Genomic DNA, 18680 nt, shown 5'->3' with positions numbered 1-18680 from the left:
GTGTTCGTCGTCAGTTACTTCCGGTATTTTGTCCAGCTCGCCCGGAGATGGAGCTCGGCGGCCGGATGTCGCACTAATCGGGTCGTCGGGACATTTCGAAACATGACGGCCCGCCGGGCGTGATGCCCCCGGCCCGGAGCCGGAACCGCCTTCATGGGGGTCCCGCACCCTCCCCTCTAGAACGTCGGGCCGATCCAGAACGAGGTTTCCAGATCACCATCGAACGAGTCCAGATCCGTACGTTTCGCGAAGTCCCAGTTGAGCTGGAGGCCGAATAAATTGAACGAGATTCCGTAGCCCACCGAAGCAAGCCCGTCCTGGAGCGCACCATCCTCGTAGAAGGTGTAATCCTGCCCGTTGAACCATGCGGCGCCGACGTCGAAGAACAGCGAGCCTCGTATCTCGCGAAACGTCATGACCGGAGTCGCAATGACGTCCACCAGCGGAAAGCGCACCTCGAAGTTCCCGTAAAAGGCGCGATTTCCGACGATCGAGCGGAACCGGTATCCGCGCAGGGTGTTCAGACCGCCAAAGTAATAGAAGCCGGGGCGGGAGCCTTCGGAATAGCCGGCGAACACCCTCGCCGCGAGAAGCGTCCTGGCGGTCATCTGGAAGTACTGGCGGAAGTCGAGGACGACGTTGTTGCTGAGCGCTCCTCCCTCGTCGAGATCGGTCTGGTGCTGGAGCGTGAGTTCGTAGCGGCGGCCGGAGATGGGGCCGAACGATCGGAAGACCGCGCTGTCGCCCGTGAGGGTCGCGCTCACGTAGGGGAAGTCGTCCTCGAAGCTGGACGTACCGAGCTGTTCCGCCACGAAAGTCGGAAGCGTGATCTCCCGGAAGAGGTATCCGATCCCGAGATCGAGCCGCCGATAGCGATCGAAGGGATAGCTGATGAATCCGAGCGCGCCGGTCTCCCGGTAGAGCTCCTCTCGTTCGAGTCTGACGTCCTCGCCGAGCTGATCCTGCAGATAGTAGGTTCGATCATCGAAGATCCGGGCTCCCCAGTTCCATCGGCGGCGCATGTCGAGGTAGATGAAGTCGAAATTCGAGAATGTGGATACCGAATCGAACGCGGCGATGAATCTTCGTCCTCCGAGCATGTCGCTCATGTAGAGGACCGAACGGGATACGAACGTCTGATCCGACGTCACACCGGCATTGACCTGGACGTCTTCGATGAAGAGGCGAAAACGTCCTTCGTCCTGTTCCTGGTCGGGATCGAGGTTGACCTCGACGGGGGCGAGAAACTGCGGACGTTCTTCCTCGATCATCGGATCGACCGGGATATCGATGTTCTCGGCCACTCCGATGTGATCGGCGGTGTTCCCGACGAAAAGCGTCCAGGCTCCCTTGTAGTAGCTGGCGAAGACGAATTTCTCCTCGGAATCTTTACCCTCGAAGACGACCGGGGTGAAGCTGCCGCCGATCACGTCGGTGTATTGGAGGACCTCGCCAGTGGAGAGGTCGAGCGAATAGATGTTGAAGGCGGAGAAGCTCGCCGCGTCGGGTGTCGGAGCGGCGGCATCATCACCGGCCCACGTCGCTGCGATCTCGAGCAGCTCGGATTCGAGCACGGCCTTGTCGCGCGCGGTCGGGCGATCCGAAGCGAAAAAGATCCGGCCACCATCCGGGCTGAACCAGGCATCGCGATCGTTCCACTCACCGGTGGTGAGCACATAGCGGTCCGAGGTGTTTCGGAGGTCGATCCTGACGAGCTTCGCATACTGATCCATCACCGACGAGTAGATGACGCTCTCCCCGTCTGGCGAATAGACGGGCGCGGCGTCGTAATGAGCGTCGTCGGTCAGGTTGCGAACCGTGTCGGCGCGAAGGTCGTACTCGAAAATGTCGGCTCTGTTTCCGCTGAATCCGTGAAAAACGATCCGGTTGCCGTCGGGCGACCAGGAAGGGCTGAGCTGCTGCTCGACGTCCGGCATCGGGATGATTCTCTCGATGTTCCCGTAAAGTGCATTGACGATCATCAGCTGGCGGCCACGCTCCTTTTTCACGAACATCGCGATCCGGTCGCCATCGGGCGAAAAGCCGATGTCTCTCCCCATCGCGGGGGCCGTCGTCAGAAACTGGGCGATCACATACTCGTAGTGGTCCGGAAAGCCGCGCGAGATATTCTTGAAGAGTTTCCGATCGGGGACGGTGAAAAGCGCCACGTCGACGTCCTGTTTATAGGTCGCGATCGCGGCCATCAGATCGCCCGATGGCGCCGGAACCGGTGACGTCTCCTGGCTGTAGACGTTCTCGCCGAGCCGGAACGGCTCGCCATACTCGAGCGGCTCCCCCTTCGAGATGAGCGCGGGGAGGTAGCGCTTCCGGAGCCAGGTCCGAAACATCGAGTCGAACTCATTGATCGAAAGGTCGAATGCGCGACGGATCGGCCGCTCCACGTCCGAACCGAGCGCGTTGCGGTACTCGTAGATGAAGTCCCGCAAGCCTTCGATTCCCCAGTTCGTTTCCATGAACTCGAAAACGGCGTGACCGAACCGGTATCCGAAAAAACCGCCGACGGGTTGGGAGATCGATGGAAGGTTGTCGTTGACGACCGCGTCCCGGAGGACCATTCGATCCGCCGTGTCCTCGTCCTGGGCCATGTAGGAAGCGAGGCCTTCCATCAGCCATGTCGGAGGATTCGCCCTGATTCGCCGCCCCAGCCTCCCCTGAAAGAAAATCTCGTACTCGAAGACGTGCGTGAGCTCATGCTTGATCAGGGCGTAGACCGCCTCGTCCGGCATGTCGATCGGCAGAACCATCCGATTCCGGACCGGCTCCGCGAACGCACCCACCCCCTCCGGTATGAAGTTCAGGATGATGTTGTTCTGCTCGAACGCCGAGTGCGTGGCGTAGTAGATCAGCGGGATCCGCTTCTCGATCTGATGATCGAATCTTCTCGAAAGCTCGTCGTATGCACTCTCTGCATAGTTGACGATCTTCTGCAGCGACTCCCTCTCCTCTTCATAGAAATAAACGTCGAAGTGGGTCGACGTGTAGATCTTCCAGTCGAACTCGTCATACGTGATCTTGTTCTTGCCGAAGCCGGAAGCCTCCTGGGCGAACGCCGAAACTAGCAGGATCGTCGAAACTGCCGCTGCAATACGTTTCACTGTGCTCCCTCCATGGTTACCGGGTGAAGAGGTAACGGGTCGAAGCAACCTCCTGCTTCACGAAAAGCCCGATGATTTTCGTTTCCAGTGCTCGAAGGTTCTGGAACAGTCCCAGAACTTCATCGAAGTTCCTTCCTCGCAGTTCCTTGAAATCGCGGAAGTTTTCCTCCACGAGCTTCTCTCCCGTTTCGCCATCGAAGATCAGCACGACGATGTCGAAAACGAATCCCGTCGTCTCGACCAGAACCTGCCGGTAGTACGTCCGGCCATCGAGCGGAGAGACGTACTCCTCGGATCGATAACCGACCTTGTCCTCGATGTCGAAGTCGATGATCCCCGAGATGACGATGTCGGCTCCGTAGCGACGACCGATGCCGCGCCAGAAGCCCTGATCCGCCACCAGTTCGTTGACGCTTCCCCCGGTGAGCTGGACGTCATCGATGATCGTGACTTCCGCGCGCGCTTCTCTCGCGATGTTCTTGGCGAGGTAGCGTTGAAACTCGCGCAGCACGTCCACCCGTGCTTCCCGGCGATTCGGTTGATCCTCTTCAGCCGAGGTCGCGATCACGAAAGGAGCGATGGCGACCCGATCGTCCCTCGCCAATGCGAGCTTCGGCTCGACCGGAAGCGTGAGCTTCGCTTCGACGACCTTGGCGTCGATCGAGCCAGCGCCCCATGAACCGAGTAGAAGAGCTGCCATGAGCCAGCTTCTTTTCAATTTGAGTCCTCACTCTCGTCCTCGGGCATCTCGGAGTCTCCCGGGTCCGGATCGATCGGCGCTGCGGGCGGCACCGAGCCATCCGGGAGATCCTCGTTCGGATCTTCCGACTCTTCGGTCTCCTCCGACTCTTCGGCATCCTCCGACTCTTCCACTTCTTCCGTTGTCTCGTCCGATTCTTCCGGCGACGCTTCCGCATCCTCAGTCGGCTTTTCCGCTTCTTCCGGCGACTCTTCCTTCGCGTCTTCCGCCTCGGGTGTTCCGTAGTGCTCGAGAAACCGGGAGTAGTTCCTCTGGACGAACTCGTTGGCCCGATCGAGCTGAAGCGCGCGGAGATAGGCGTCCCGAGCGAGGTCGTACTCTCCGGTACCCTCGTAAGCGACGGCCAGGTTGCTCCAGTTCCGGGCGTCGTCGGGATTCATCTGCACGGTCTTCTCGAAACGGAACCTCGCCTCTCTCCACAGATTCATCTCGGCAGCCTCGACCCCGAAGCGCGCCTGCCCCTGCTCGGTGGACAGGTCGTGGCTCCGGCATCCGATCGGTACGGCAACCAATGTGGTGAGGAAAATGGGCAGGAGGCGTTTCATCGTGAGCCCGGACCGGCGACAGCCGGAGAGTTTCCGATTATAATCTCCGCGTCCCGCTCGAGAGGCTTACCCGCATCTCCGCCCGGCATCGGTACCCCACGATGCCATCTGACAAACTCCGCGATCTTCATCTCGCGTATTCTTTCATCCATTTTCTCAACCCCGCACGCATGCGCGTGCTCCGGCAGACGTTCGATCCATTGACCGAGGTCGCCCAGACTCCGGTTCGGGCGCTCGCGTCGCTTCTGAATCTATCCGAACCGCGCGCCCGGCTGGTCAGAGATCCGTTACAACTGCCTGAATTTGCAAATCAGGTCGAACGCTGGCGCGACCATGTGATCACCCTTCTCGACCCCGGCTATCCCCCGCTTCTCGCCGAGATTCACGATCCCCCTTCGGCGCTCTGGGTGCGGGGAAGCCGGGATGCTCTCTCGCGGCGATCGGTCGCCGTCGTCGGGAGCAGAAAGGCCACGCACTACGGCCTCGCAGCCGCGACCCGTCTCGCTCGCGAGCTCGCCAGACACGGGGTCGTCGTGGTCTCCGGTCTCGCACGAGGGATCGACTCGGCGGCTCACGAAGCCGCCGTCACGGCCGGAGGAACGACGATTGCCGTCATGGCGACGGGTATCGACGTGATTTACCCCCGCTCGCACGAGAAGCTCGCCGAGCGAATCGTCGCTACCGGCGGCACGCTCATCACGGAGCTGCCGCCCGGACGGCCGCCTCACAAGTCGAATTTCCCGGTCCGGAACCGGATCATCTCCGGTCTGTCGGCCGGCGCGGTGATCGTCGAGGCTTCGGCGAGAAGCGGCTCCCTGATCACCGCCCGCCTGGCTGCCGAGCAGAACCGTGAAGTCTTCGCCGTTCCGGGCTCGATCTTTCACGAGGGAACCGAGGGGCCGCACCGGCTGATCCAGTACGGAGCCAAGCTGGTGCACGACGTTTCCGACATTCTCGAAGAGATCGGGATCGATGTCGGTCCGGAGCTCGCTCGCGAAGCCGAACCCGATCTTCCGGAGGGTCTGGCGACGATCCTGAAGACGCTGAAGCCGGATGAGCCCCTGCACGTCGATGCGATCGCCGAGCGGAGCAGGACGCCGGTCAGCCGGCTGGGCACCGCGCTTTTCGAGCTCGAAACCCGAGGACTCGTCAAAGCGCTTCCGGGCGCCGCCTACGTTCGGATCAGCTGAAGATCTTCGCTTCCGACTCCGCCTGCTCCTGGTTCTCGTCGCTCGGCCGGGAGCGCCGTGCGATCTCGAGAGCGATCCCGACGGGGATGCCGATCTGGACCATCCGGATGAACGCCTTCGGGATTCCGAGACCCATGACGAGTCCGATCACTCCTCCGACCGCAAGCAACTGAGGGGTGTGTTCTCTGGCCATTCGACCGAAATCGATTTTGCTCTTGACCCGTTCATCCAGCTCATCGATCGAAGTTCCGACACGATCCCGTGCCCTCTCGATCGCCAGCTCGATATGCGCGCGCTCATGTTCCCGGTCGCTCACTGAGTCCCCCTGTTTCTGATCGCATTGATGTCGGTTCGAACACTCTCGACGCTCGCCTTCGGAACGATCTCGAGGCTCGAGAGCTTCTTCTTACCCATGATCACGGCCACGAAAGCCAGCGCGAACAGCAGCAGTGCAACGATCAGCGTGGCTGCCCAGGTCTGGAGCCAGATCGCCAGGATGAGGATCAGCATGACGATCAGGAGAATGACTCCCGTCAGGGCGAAGATGCCCGCAACGAGGAAGAAGATTCCTCCGACGCCGAGCTTCGTGACGGAATGGCGGACTTCCAGCTTGGCGAGCGCGATCTCGCTCCGGATCAGGGTCGAGATGTCGGCCATCAGCCCCTTGATGATCTCTCCGAGGGAACGGTCCACGGGTCATCCCGCAGCAAGAGCCGTGCGAGGTCCTGCTTCGGGCACTCATCCTCTCACACTCGGGACGAGGGGCAGAGATCCGAAAGCCGGCACTGTTCGCAAAGCGGTCTACGCGCCTGACAGATCGCCCGGCCGTGCGCGATCAGGAGGTGGCTCAGGCGAACCCACGTTCTCTTCGAGAAAAGCTCCATCAGATCGCGCTCGATCTTCACCGGATCGTCGTGCGCGGTGAAGCCGAGCCTCGACGAGACCCGACGGACGTGAGTGTCGACGACCACGCCAGCCGGCCGTCCCATCGCGTTTCCGAGCACGACGTTCGCCGTCTTCCGCCCGACACCCTGGAGCTCGACCAGCTCTTCCATCGTGTCGGGCACCACACCACCGTGCTCCCTGACGACCGCCAGCGCCGTCGTCTGGATCGCCTTCGCCTTCTGACGGAAAAAACCGGTCGAGTGAATCAGTTCTTCGATCTCGTTCCGCTTCGCATTCGCCAGATCTTCCGGACCGGCAAAGCGCTCGAAGAGCCGCGGCGTCACCTCGTTGACGTTCGCATCGGTGCTCTGGGCGGAGAGAATCGTCGCGACGAGCAGCTGCCAGGCGTTCTCGAAGTCGAGACTGCACTCGGCATCCGGATACATCCGGACGAGCCGTCTGTAGATCTTTCGACTCCGATCCCGCATCGATTCTTCGACCGGCACGGGCGAATTCTATCCAACGCGGTGTTCGGTTGGAGGTTGGAGGTGCAACGTTGGCTCACGATCCCGCGCCCAGATCCTTCGCCGTCCTTCGGCGGCTCTAATGAAACGACCACGAAATTGCGTGGACTTCGACCTTTTGCAGCGCTTCGCTTGGCCTGATGTCCGACCCTACAAGGTCCCTCGCTTGCCCGCCCGACCGCCCGCTCGGGACGACGTCGGTTTGAGTATGCGAGTGCGGTTGTTTCTGCACTCCACAGGGTCATTTCCGCTTCACCGTCGCAAACGCGCCGGTCAATTGCTCAGGATGACGAGGGGAGGGTTTTCGCGAGAACAAACATTCGTGCATGATCGTCACGTCGCACAAACACAACACTCGTCATTCTGAGCCCGGCGGAGCGCGGGCGAAGAATCTGGCGGCAGGCTCGTGAACGAAGGGTGAGTGTATCGAGTGGTTACCTTCGCGGCTTCTCTTCTTTCACTCTTCACTCTTCACTCTTCACTCTTCTTCCACTCGTGGGCCGCATAGAATAGTTCTTCGAAACGATATGAAGACAATTCGAGCACCACGCGGATCGACGCTGAGCTGCCGAGGATGGCAGCAGGAGGCGGCGCTCCGGATGCTGATGAACAATCTCGACCCGGAGGTCGCCGAGCGCCCCGAAGACCTCATCGTCTACGGGGGGCGTGGCAAGGCAGCACGAAACGAAGAGGCGTTCCATGCGATCGTCAGCGCGCTGCGACGCCTCGAGAACGACGAGACCCTTCTGGTCCAGTCGGGCAAGCCGGTCGGCGTTTTCCGCACACATGCCGACGCACCCCGCGTCCTGATCGCGAACTCCAACCTGGTTCCCCACTGGGCAACCTCCGAGGAGTTCCGGCGACTCGAAGACCTCGGTTTGACCATGTATGGACAGATGACCGCGGGATCGTGGATCTACATCGGAACCCAGGGGATCCTCCAGGGGACCTTCGAGTGTTTCGCCGCCGTCGCACGCCGGCATTTCGGAGACTCGCTCCGGAAGCGGCTCGTCGTGAGCGGCGGGCTCGGAGGGATGGGAGGAGCCCAGCCACTCGCCGCAACGATGAACGAAGCGACCTGTCTGATCGCGGAGATCGACCCGAGCAGAATCGAGCGACGACTCGAAAAGCGATACCTCGACGAACGAATCGATGATCTCGATCAGGCGATCGATCGATCTCTCGAGGCGAAAAACGCCGGAGAGGCCGTCTCGATCGGAGTCGTCGCCAACGCCGTCGATCTTCTCGAGCGCCTCCTCGAGCGCTCGATCATCCCCGATGTCCTGACCGACCAGACCTCCGCGCACGACGAGTTGAACGGCTACGTCCCGACGGGCCTGAGCTTCGATGCGGCGCTCGAGCTCCGCCGTCGCGATCCCGACGAATACGTCCGACGCTCATACGAATCGATGGCTCGCCACGTCCGCGCCATGATCGCGCTCCAGGACGCCGGCGCGGTGACGTTCGACTACGGCAACAATCTTCGCGGCCAGGCCCTCAAAGCGGGCGTCGAGAATCCGTTCGCGATCGAAGGGTTCGTCCCCCTCTTCATCCGGCCGCTATTCTGCGAGGGGAAGGGACCGTTCCGGTGGGCGGCTCTCTCCGGAGATCCCGAGGACATCCGGGTGACCGACGAAAAGATACTCGAGCTCTTTCCCGACGACGTCGCGCTCCACCGCTGGATCCGTATGGCGCAGGAGCGGGTCGAATTTCAGGGCCTTCCAGCGAGAATCTGCTGGCTCGGTTACGGGGAGCGGGACCGGGCCGGACTGGCGTTCAACGAGCTCGTCCGTTCGGGAGCAGTCCGGGCGCCGATCGTCATCGGGCGCGACCACCTCGACTCCGGGTCGGTCGCATCTCCGAACAGGGAAACCGAGGGGATGAAAGACGGTTCCGATGCAATCGCGGACTGGCCGATTCTCAACGTGCTCCTCAATGCCGTGGCCGGCGCCACATGGGTATCGTTCCATCACGGCGGCGGAGTCGGAATCGGCTACTCGCTCCATGCAGGTATGGTCGTGGTCGCCGACGGCACCGAGGCGGCAGCGACCCGGATCGAGCGCGTTCTCACGACCGACCCCGGCACCGGCGTCATGCGCCACGTGGATGCCGGATATGAGAGGGCGATCGACGTGGCCGGGGAGAGGGGCGTCGACATCCCGATGCTGAAGCGATGAGACGGAGTCCCGCACCGATTCTCGATACGGACGAGCTCGAGCGCGAATTGAAGGTCCGGCGCCAGGAGGGTCGAACCGTCGCTCTGGCCAACGGTTGTTTCGACATCCTTCACGTCGGTCATCTCCGCTATCTCGAGGGGGCCTCCCGGGAGGCGGACATTCTCGTCGTCGCGGTCAATGGAGACCGTTCGGTCCGGGAGATCAAAGGTTCCGGGCGGCCGGTGATGCCTGCGGAGGAGCGCGCCGAGATGATCGCATCGACCCTCTGGCCCGACTACGTCGTCATTTTCGACGATTCCTCCCCCGCGGGCCTGATCGAGAGGCTGCGTCCGGACGTCCAGTGCAAAGGAACTGATTACACGGAGTCATCGGTCCCGGAGGGGGCGCTGGTGCGAAGCTATGGCGGGCGGGTCGCGATCGTCGGGGATCCGAAGGACCATTCGACGACCGAGATCCTCGGTCGAACCGGCAGATGAGCTCCGAATCGCCCGGGCCGGATTGCAGCAGGCTGCTCGTCATCCGCCTCTCCGCCTTGGGTGACGTCCTCCATACCGCTCCGGCGGTGGTCGCGCTCTCGCGTGCACTCGCCGGTTCGAAGATGGCCTGGGCAGTCGAAGGGGCGTATCAGGAGCTCGCGCGGGAGATCTCGAACGTCGAAGTGATTCCGGTGACGATGAAGCGGTGGGGACACGCTCCGTTCTCGCCTGAGGCCATCCGGCAGTTTCGCGCGGCCCGCAGCGCCGTGCGGGACTTCGCCCGGGGCGAGTGTGCGGTCGACTTCCAGGGCCTTCTAAAGAGCGCGATCTGGGGACTCGTCGCCGGAGCAGGCACCCGATGGGGCTTCGGCGCGAGCTCGATACGGGAAAAGGCTGCTCTGCTGCTGATCAATCGGAGGATCGAGGTCGATCCGTCGCTCCACGTCATCGAGCAGAACATGGCGCTCGCTTCTGCGATCGCCGGAGCTCCCCTTCCGATTCCGGAGCTCGACTTCTCCCGCTTCCTCGGTGTCCGGAAGCCGGAGACGACGGGGCCGATCGTTCTGATACCGGGAACCGGGAGAGCGGAGAAGAACTGGAGTCCGGAGAGTTTCGCGCAGCTCGGCCGGCACCTGATCTCCCGAGGAGCGGACGTGCTCGTCGTGTGGGGGCGGGGCGAGGAGGAGCTCGCCGGAGAGGTGGCGGAGGGTTCCGGCGCCCGGTTGGCGCCGCCGACGGACCTTCGGGAGCTCGGCGGCCTGCTCGCCGCGGCGCTCCTGGTGGTCGGGGGCGACACGGGACCGCTGCACATGGCCGCCGCGATGGGAAGGCCGGTCGTCGGGTTGTACGGCCCGACCGATCCCGGCCGCAACGGCCCGTGGGGCCGGAAGGTGGCGGTCGTCAGCACCTGGGGCGCGGACCGGGCGATGGGCTCGATTTCAACCAGTTCGGTCATCGAGTCGATCGATCGACTCCTTTCCGGCTTTTCGACTTAAGATCAACGAGGAAAGCATTTGTCGCCCGGCGGCGCCGTGTTATGTTTCGTAGTCCGATGGTCGTCTGAAGACTCGGCGCCTGGCGCCCGAGAAAGGCAAGTTATGAGCATTAGACTCGGAGAGCTACTCGTCAAAGCTGGCCTGATGACTCAGGACCAGCTGAAGGAGTCTCTCGACCGGCAGCGCGAGACCGGCGCGAAGCTCGGTGAAACGATCATCAATCTCGGGTATGTCTCAGAGGAGGACATCACCGAGTGTCTGTCGCAGCAGTTCGGTGTTCCTTCGATCAGCCTCGACCATTTCGACATCGACGATGCCGTGATCAAGCTGATTCCGTCGGAAGTCGCCCGCAAGTACAACATCATTCCCGTCAACAAGACCGGCGCGACGGTCACGATCGCCATGGCGGATCCCACCAACGTTTTCGCGATGGACGACATCAAGTTCATGACCGGATACAACGTCGAGCCGGTGGTCGCGTCGGAGCTCGGGATTAAGAGAGCCGTCGAGAAGTACTACGGCGCGACGCACGCGATCGAGCTCAAGCGCGTCATGGACGATCTCGAGACCGAGGAAGCAAGCGATCTGGAGGTGCTCGAGGAGGAAGAGGATCTCGACGTCGACTCGCTCGCGGCGGAATCGGAAGAGGCGCCGGTGGTCAAGCTGGTCAACCTCATCCTCACCGACGCGATCAAGCGAGGAGCTTCCGACATTCACATCGAGCCGTACGAGAAGGAGTACCGGGTCCGGTTCCGGATCGACGGAATCCTCTACGAGATCATGAATCCGCCCTTGAAGCTGAGGGACGCGATCACGTCCCGGGTCAAGATTCTCGCCAAACTCGACATCTCCGAAAAGCGGCTTCCGCAGGACGGCCGGATCAAGCTGAAGATGAAGCTCAACGAGAAGAACAAGGAGCTCGACTTCCGCGTCTCGGTGCTGCCGACTCTCTTCGGGGAGAAGGTCGTTCTTCGTCTTCTCGATAAAGACAATCTGATGCTCGACCTCGCCAAGCTCGGCTTCGAGCCGGAGTCGCTGGCACAGTTCGAAGAGGCGATCTTCAAGCCTTGGGGAATGGTGCTGGTCACGGGCCCGACGGGGTCCGGCAAGACGAACACGCTCTATTCGGCGCTCTCGAAGATCAACGCCCCCGAGGTCAACATCATGACCGCGGAAGATCCGGTGGAGTTCAACCTCCCGGGGATCAACCAGGTTCAGATGAAGGAACAGATCGGCCTGAACTTCGCGGCCACCCTCAGATCGTTCCTCCGCCAGGATCCGAACATCGTTCTGGTCGGCGAGATCCGGGACTTCGAAACGGCGGAGATCGCGATCAAGGCCGCGCTGACGGGCCACCTCGTCCTCTCCACGCTCCACACCAACGACGCCCCCTCGACCGTGAACCGGCTGATGAACATGGGGATCGAACCGTTCCTGGTCGCGACCTCGGTTCATCTGATCGCCGCCCAGCGGCTCGTTCGCCGGATCTGCAGCAATTGCAAGGAAGAGGTCGAGATCCCGGAGGCGGGGCTCCTCAAGCTCGGCTTCAAGAAGGAGGAGGTCGGGACGTTCACCGTCTTCAAAGGACGAGGCTGCGAGAGGTGCAACAACACCGGCTACAAGGGCCGTGTAGGCCTGATCGAAGTGATGGCCATCGGGGAGGAGCTCCGGGACATGATTCTCTCGGGGGCGACCGCCATCGAGCTGAAGCGGACGGCCATCGAAACTGGAATGATTTCACTACGGCGCTCCGGATTGGTTAAAATCATGAGCGGCGTCACGACCGTCGAGGAAGTCGTCCGGGAAACGGTTCTCTGATCGCGAAGGGATCGACATGACTCAAGTCACGCTTCACCAGCTTCTCAAGACCATGGTCGAACGTGGAGGTTCCGATCTTCACGTCACGACCAACTCGGCGCCGCAGATTCGTGTGGACGGCAAGCTGACCGCCCTGGATCTTCCTCCATTGACGGCGCCCGAGACCAAGACTCTCGCCTACTCGGTCCTGACCGACGCCCAGAAACATCGGTTCGAAGAATCGCTCGAGCTCGATCTTTCGTTCGGCATCAAGGGACTCGCGCGCTTCCGCGGAAACATCTTCAATCAGCGAGGAGCGGTCGCCGCCGTATACCGACAGATTCCCTACGAGATCAAGGGCTTCCGGGATCTGGGCCTCCCGACCGTGGTCGAGGAGATCTGCGCGAAGCCGCGCGGCCTCGTCCTCGTCACCGGACCGACGGGCTCGGGCAAGTCGACCACTCTCGCCGCGATGATCGACAAGATCAATCGGGAGCGGCACGAGCACATCATCACGATCGAGGATCCGGTCGAATTTCTCCACTCGCACAAGTCCTGCGTCGTCAATCAGCGGGAGCTGCACGCCGACACGCACTCATTCACGGCCGCGCTGAAGTCGGCTCTGCGTCAGGATCCCGACGTGGTTCTCATCGGTGAGATGCGCGATCTCGAGACGATCGAGTCGGCTTTGAGAATCGCGGAAACGGGTCACCTGACCTTCGGAACGCTCCACACGAACTCGGCGGCTCAGACGATCAACCGGATCGTCGATGTCTTCCCCGCTCACCAGCAGCCTCAGATCCGCGCCCAGCTCTCTTTCGTTCTCGAAGGCATTCTCTGTCAGACGCTGCTGCCGCGCGCCAACGGCAAGGGCCGGGTGATGGCGATGGAGATTCTCGTTCCCAATTCGGCCATCCGGAACCTCATCCGCGAGGACAAGGTTCATCAGATCTATTCGATGATGCAGACGGGCCAGGCGAAGTACGGGATGCAGACCTTCAATCAGTCGCTCGCGACGCTGTACTTCAAGCGTCAAATCTCGCTTCAGGTCGCCCTGAGCCGTTCGTCCAACCCGGACGAGCTGCAGGAGATGATCTCCCGCGGCGCCGGAACCATCCAGCAGCCTCCGGGCGGTGCGGCGGCAATGAGACGGGCCTGATCGCTGTTTTTGACTTTCTGGAGGTAGCAAATGCCGAATTTCGAGTGGAAGGGGAGAGCAAGGGGAGGAGAGGACAGGGCCGGAGTTCTGGTCGCGGACTCGAAGAAAGCAGCCGAAGCCATTCTTCGCCGGCAGCAGATCGTCCCCTCGATCGTCAAGGAAAAGGGGAAGGAAGTCGCGCTTCCCAAGATCGGCGGAAAGGTTCCAGCAAAAAACATCGCGATCTTCACCCGTCAGTTCTCCGTGATGATCGATGCCGGACTGCCGCTGGTCCAGTGTCTCGAGATCCTTGCAAATCAACAGGACCACAAGGGCTTCCAGCGCGTCCTCACCCAGGTCCGGCAGGACGTCGAGACCGGCTCGAATCTGGCGGATGCGATGCGCAGGCATCCCAGGACCTTCAATGATCTGTTCACCAACATGATCGCCGCGGGAGAGGCCGGCGGTATTCTCGACACGATTCTTCAGCGTCTGGCGGTTTACATCGAGAAATCCGTGAAACTGAACGCGCAGGTCAAGTCCGCGATGATCTACCCGGTCGCCGTCATCGGAATCGCGGTCATCGTCATCATCGTCATCCTCTGGAAGGTCATTCCGGTCTTCGCCTCCCTTTTCGCCTCGCTCGGTGCCGAGCTTCCGTTGCCCACGAAGGTAGTCATTGCGATGTCGGATTTCATCGCTCAATGGTGGTGGCTCGTCGGACTCCTGATCGCGGCATTCGTCTTCTTTCTCCGGCGCTACTACAAGACTTACAAGGGGCGACGCGTCCTCGACGGACTGCTTCTCAAGACGCCCATTCTCGGCATGCTGCTGAGGAAGATCGCCGTGGCCCGTTTCTGCAGGACGCTGGCAACGTTGACCGCTTCCGGCGTCCCCATTCTCGACGGACTCGAGATCACGGCCAAGACCTCCGGAAACGCGGTACTCGAGGACGCAATCATGAGCGTCAAGAAACAGGTGGAGGAAGGGAAGACGATTTCGGAACCTCTCGCGGACACCGGCGTCTTTCCCTCGATGGTCGTTCAGATGATCGCCGTCGGTGAACAGACGGGAGCTCTCGATTCGATGCTCTCGAAAATCGCGGACTTCTACGAGGACGAGGTCGACACGGCCGTCGCCGGTCTCATGAAACTTCTCGAGCCCGTTCTGATCGCATTTCTCGGAGTCTCGATCGGTTTCATCGTCATCGCGATGTACATGCCGATGTTCGCCCTGATCGGCCAGATCGGCTGACGGAAGGAGCGCGGGTGCCCCTCGACAGGGGTCGCGAGCAGGTGGGTGGGGTCATCGACCGCCAGGACGTCCGGATGCTTCTCGTCATCCGGATCGTCGCCATCAGCTCTCTACTGCTGGCGGCTCTGATCATTCAGTCGACGACCGACATCATCCTTCCGATCAACTACCTCTACTTCGTGACGGGGCTCACCTACGCCCTCACGATCGTCTGGGTGTTGCTCGCCCGAGTCGTCCGCTCCCGCGAACTGCACATCCTGCTGCAGATGCTCGGGGATCTGGTTCTCGAGACGATGATCGTCTATTTCACCGGCGGACTCGACTCTCCGTTTTCCTTCCTCTATCTGATCTCGATCGTCACTGCTGCAACGATGCTCTTCAGACGGGGAGCGCTGCTCGTCGCATCGGCCAGCGTCATCTTCTATGGGGGGCTGGTCGATCTGATGTATCTCGGCTTTCTCCCGCTTCCAAGCGCCGGCCTCTTCACCCCCGTTCAATGGTCTCCAGCCCGGATGTACGTCAACCTCGCGACCGTCTTCGGCGGCTTTTACGCAGCCGCCCTTCTCACCTCGTGGCTGTCCGAGCAGCTGAGGCGCGCTGCCGCCGAGCTCAATGCGAGACGCGCCGACCTCGCGCGACTTCGTGCGCTCAACGAGAACGTGATCGCTTCGATCACCTCGGGCCTGCTCACCCTCGATCGGGAGGGGGTGATCACGTTCGTCAACTATTCGGCCTGTCACATCTTCGGCCTCGACGAGCGATACATCCTCGGAAAGTCGATCGTCGAGATCGGGTTCTTCAACGATCTCGAATGGAAAATCGCCTCTCACGAGCTCCGCAACACGCGGCTGAGCAAGGGTGAGACCGAGATCAAACACTCCGATGGATCGACGCGTACCGTCGGATACGCAGCCACGCCATTGGCCACACTCGACGGAGAGCCCTTCGGAATCACGATCATCTTTCAGGATCTGACCGAACGAAAAAGGCTCGAGCGGCAACTGCAGCTTCGCGACAGAATGGCCGCGGTCGGCGAGCTGTCAGCAGGCATCGCCCACGAGATCCGCAATCCGCTCGCCGCCATCGCGGGATCGGCCCAGGTTCTCGGCAAGGGATCGAATCTGAGCGAGTCGGAGCGACGGCTTCTCTCGATCGTTCTGCAGGAATCCGAGCGTCTCGACCGGACAATCGGTGACTTTCTCAAGTTCGTCCGTCCGATGCAGCCGACTTTCGAATCATTCGATATCGCAAGCGGGTTGGAAGAAACCCTCGATCTCCTGAAAAACTCGCCCGAGTTGAGCGAGAGTCACCGCATCGAGCTGAGAATCGAAGGCCCGCTCGCCACGGTCGAAGCGGATCCGAATCAGATCCGGCAGGTCTTCTGGAATCTCGCGCGAAACGCGATTCAGGCAATGCCCTCGGGCGGGCGGCTTCTGGTCCGCGGCTGGCGGGAGCAAACCCGCTACTGCGTCGCATTCAGCGATGAGGGAGTCGGCATGTCACAGGAGCAGCGAGACCGAATGTTCAGTCCGTTTCACACCTCCCGGGCTTCGGGAACCGGCCTAGGAATGGCCATCTCGTATCGCATCGTTCAGGAGCACGGCGGTTCGATCGTCGTCGAGCCGGCAGAGGCCTCGGGAACCACCGTCACGATCCGGCTCCCCTGCGAACAGACATCGGCACAGTCGGCCGATGAGGTGGCACCAGCCACGGCGACATCCGATGACTGATAACGAATCCAGAATCCTTTCATCCATCCCGGAGCCCGACGACCTGACCGTCGAGCTGTCGCTTCGCCCGCGGCAGCTCTCCGAGTACATCGGTCAGAAAAAGGTGAAGGAAAATCTCCAGATCTCGGTGGAAGCGGCGCGACGCCGGGGGGAGCCGATCGATCACGTCCTTCTTTTCGGACCGCCCGGGCTCGGAAAAACGACATTGGCTCACATCATCGCGAACGAGATGAACGCCGGGATCCGCGCCACTTCGGGGCCCGTGATCGAGCGCTCCGGAGATCTCGCCGCGATCCTCACCAACCTCGAGCCCAACGACGCTCTCTTCATCGACGAGATCCACCGGCTTCAACCTCAGGTCGAGGAGATCCTCTACTCGGCGATGGAAGACTTCAAGCTCGATCTGGTGATCGGTCAGGGCCCCGCGGCCCGAACGATCAGCGTCGAGATCCCGCCGTTCACGCTGATCGGAGCGACGACCCGCGCCGGGCTGCTGAGCGCTCCGCTTCGCTCCCGGTTCGGAATCGTTCATCGACTCGACTTCTACGACATGGACTCACTCAGGATCATCGTCGAGCGCTCCGCCGAGATTCTCGGAATCTCGATCACGCGCGAAGCAGCAAACGAGATCGCGAAACGTTCCCGGGGCACTCCGAGAATCGCGAACCGCCTGTTGCGCCGCGTGAGGGACTTCGCCGAGGTGCGTCACGAGGGAGCGATCGATCTGGAGGGGACGCGCGAGGCGCTCCAGATGCTCGAAGTCGACGATTTCGGGCTCGACGAGATAGACCGGAAGATTCTGCTCACGATCATCGAACGATTCGACGGCGGACCGGTCGGCCTGAGCGCGCTGGCGTCGTCCATCTCCGAGGACAAGGGAACGATCGAGGACCTCTACGAGCCCTATCTGATCCAGATCGGCTTCCTCCACCGGGGTCCGCGAGGGCGCGTCGTTTCGGGCGACGCCGTGCGCCATCTCGGCTATCCGGAGAGCCGCGCTTCCCGCCAGTCACGACTTTTCTGAACCGGTACGGGGTCGGGTCCGAACTTGGAACTTAACTCGGATTATTCATGAGATGTCGTCTCGAGGAGGTGGAAAGTGCGTGGATACGAGGACGAGCAATGGAACACGAACGGCTGATCGTCAGGCGCGCTCGAATTGACGCAGCTGACGGAGCCGCCGAAAGGCGGCGCCAGACCATAGCCCCCGGCTTCAGCCGGAGGACAGGAACGCGTGGCACCCTCAAATGTAAGCCCGCTTCAGCGGGCGACAGAATCCGATTCCAGGAATTATGAGTCGAATTTGACGCCGTGTGCCTCGAGCAGAGCGATCAACTCTTCTTCGAACGTCTTCTTCTTGTGATGTTCCTTTTGCTGCCGAATATAGCGTTCGACATTCGCAATGCAAGACCGGCTGACACTGAACGCAGCGAATCCGCGCTGCCAGCCGGGCCACAGACTTCCGCGAATGCCGCGGAGCCATCTCGAGGAGTTTCCCTTCAGCTTCCCGACGAACTCTGCCGTCGCCAGGGTTGCCGGTAGAAGAACGAGCAAATGAAGGTGGTCGCATCCTCCATTGACGGCGAGTAACCTTGCGTCGAGCCCCCGGCAGATGCCCCCGAGATAGGGGAAGAGGCGTAGCTCGAGCTCGGAGTCGAGCGCAGCTTGGCGTTGTCGTGTCGAAAAAACGATGTGATGAAAGATCGCGCTGTAACTATGTTTCATGATTTGTCGCCGGACAAATCGCGCGGGTGCTGTGGACACTCCAGACATTACCTCGGATCGCGATCCACGTAAATAGCGAGAATCTGTCGCCCGCTGAAGCGGGCTCGACATTCTCTGCGGCGGCTCTCCCAACCCCTGGCTGAAGCCGGGGTCTAAGTTCTCTCGCCCGCGGAGCGGGCTGATGCGAAGTGGAGATCTTCGCGAGATTCAAGATCTTTGAGAGCGGTCGACGTTCTGTCGCCGCGGACCGCGGGCCAGCAAAGACTCTCGTTCATCGGGCGGTTTCGCGAGCGCGGCGCGGGCGACAGAATCGAACACACCGGCTGATCGTTTCCGACGCGCTCCGAATCGGACGCAGCTGACGGAGC

General features: G+C 61.5%; 16 protein-coding genes. 9 read left to right on the top strand and 7 right to left on the bottom strand.

Going from position 1 to position 18680, the window contains the following annotated elements:
- Nucleotides 1-176: 176 nt before the first annotated feature.
- From KY459_05020 to KY459_05010, 3 genes are read right to left on the bottom strand one after another with little or no spacing between them, the layout of a single operon-like run.
- Nucleotides 177-3116 carry a BamA/TamA family outer membrane protein gene (locus KY459_05020; GenBank protein ID MBW3564064.1) on the bottom strand — a complete coding sequence of 980 codons (2940 nt, stop codon included), beginning with the start codon at nucleotides 3114-3116 and terminating at the stop codon, nucleotides 177-179.
- Between the two features lie 16 nt (nucleotides 3117-3132).
- Entirely contained in the window at nucleotides 3133-3816 is a 684-nt protein-coding gene (locus KY459_05015) for a hypothetical protein (protein MBW3564063.1), read from the bottom strand.
- A gap of 14 nt (nucleotides 3817-3830) precedes the next feature.
- Complete coding sequence (locus KY459_05010) at nucleotides 3831-4421, bottom strand: tetratricopeptide repeat protein (GenBank protein ID MBW3564062.1); 591 nt, start codon at nucleotides 4419-4421, stop codon at nucleotides 3831-3833.
- Nucleotides 4422-4522: 101 nt separating this feature from the next.
- On the opposite strand from KY459_05010, the gene dprA reads away from it, so the two are divergent.
- Complete coding sequence (dprA, locus tag KY459_05005) at nucleotides 4523-5611, top strand: DNA-processing protein DprA (GenBank protein ID MBW3564061.1); 1089 nt, start codon at nucleotides 4523-4525, stop codon at nucleotides 5609-5611.
- Here the strand turns inward: dprA and KY459_05000 are convergent.
- The 3 genes from KY459_05000 to nth are packed head-to-tail and all read right to left on the bottom strand — an operon-like array spanning nucleotide 5604 to nucleotide 6984.
- Nucleotides 5604-5927, bottom strand: a complete 324-nt coding sequence (locus KY459_05000) for a hypothetical protein (GenBank protein ID MBW3564060.1) — start codon at nucleotides 5925-5927, stop codon at nucleotides 5604-5606. The genes dprA and KY459_05000 overlap by 8 nt on opposite strands.
- The gene (locus KY459_04995) at nucleotides 5924-6304 is read right to left on the bottom strand and encodes a phage holin family protein (protein MBW3564059.1); all 381 of its coding nucleotides are present in this window, start codon (nucleotides 6302-6304) and stop codon (nucleotides 5924-5926) included. Before KY459_04995 ends, KY459_05000 begins: the two co-directional genes overlap by 4 nt.
- A 53-nt stretch (nucleotides 6305-6357) precedes the next feature.
- Complete coding sequence (gene nth / locus KY459_04990; protein MBW3564058.1) at nucleotides 6358-6984, bottom strand: endonuclease III; 627 nt, start codon at nucleotides 6982-6984, stop codon at nucleotides 6358-6360.
- Between the two features lie 563 nt (nucleotides 6985-7547).
- Between nth and hutU the strand changes: the two genes are divergently transcribed.
- The 8 genes from hutU (at nucleotide 7548) to ruvB (ending at nucleotide 17611) form a co-directional block, all read left to right on the top strand.
- Entirely contained in the window at nucleotides 7548-9197 is a 1650-nt protein-coding gene (gene hutU, locus KY459_04985; protein ID MBW3564057.1) for a urocanate hydratase, read from the top strand.
- A complete protein-coding gene (locus KY459_04980) occupies nucleotides 9194-9673 on the top strand; it encodes an adenylyltransferase/cytidyltransferase family protein (GenBank protein MBW3564056.1) in 480 nt (159 codons plus the stop codon). Before hutU ends, KY459_04980 begins: the two co-directional genes overlap by 4 nt.
- Nucleotides 9670-10668 carry a lipopolysaccharide heptosyltransferase I gene (gene waaC, locus KY459_04975; protein ID MBW3564055.1) on the top strand — a complete coding sequence of 333 codons (999 nt, stop codon included), beginning with the start codon at nucleotides 9670-9672 and terminating at the stop codon, nucleotides 10666-10668. The genes KY459_04980 and waaC overlap by 4 nt, the downstream gene beginning before the upstream one ends.
- 102 nt (nucleotides 10669-10770) lie before the next feature.
- On the top strand, nucleotides 10771-12486 hold the full coding sequence (pilB, locus tag KY459_04970; GenBank protein ID MBW3564054.1) for a type IV-A pilus assembly ATPase PilB: 1716 nt from the start codon (nucleotides 10771-10773) through the stop codon (nucleotides 12484-12486).
- A gap of 16 nt (nucleotides 12487-12502) precedes the next feature.
- Entirely contained in the window at nucleotides 12503-13624 is a 1122-nt protein-coding gene (locus KY459_04965; protein MBW3564053.1) for a type IV pilus twitching motility protein PilT, read from the top strand.
- Nucleotides 13625-13654: 30 nt separating this feature from the next.
- Complete coding sequence (locus tag KY459_04960) at nucleotides 13655-14857, top strand: type II secretion system F family protein (protein MBW3564052.1); 1203 nt, start codon at nucleotides 13655-13657, stop codon at nucleotides 14855-14857.
- Between the two features lie 14 nt (nucleotides 14858-14871).
- Complete coding sequence (locus tag KY459_04955; GenBank protein ID MBW3564051.1) at nucleotides 14872-16587, top strand: PAS domain S-box protein; 1716 nt, start codon at nucleotides 14872-14874, stop codon at nucleotides 16585-16587.
- A complete protein-coding gene (gene ruvB / locus KY459_04950) occupies nucleotides 16580-17611 on the top strand; it encodes a Holliday junction branch migration DNA helicase RuvB (GenBank protein MBW3564050.1) in 1032 nt (343 codons plus the stop codon). Before KY459_04955 ends, ruvB begins: the two co-directional genes overlap by 8 nt.
- A 266-nt stretch (nucleotides 17612-17877) precedes the next feature.
- Here the strand turns inward: ruvB and tnpA are convergent, their stop codons facing one another.
- Nucleotides 17878-18312, bottom strand: a complete 435-nt coding sequence (gene tnpA, locus KY459_04945; GenBank protein MBW3564049.1) for an IS200/IS605 family transposase — start codon at nucleotides 18310-18312, stop codon at nucleotides 17878-17880.
- Nucleotides 18313-18680: the final 368 nt, after the last annotated feature.

Source organism: Acidobacteriota bacterium (assembly GCA_019347945.1).
GTDB lineage: Bacteria > Acidobacteriota > Thermoanaerobaculia > Gp7-AA8 > JAHWKK01 > JAHWKK01.
Note: the sequence above shows the minus strand (reverse complement) of the source record. Positions and strands in the feature narration are given on the sequence as shown.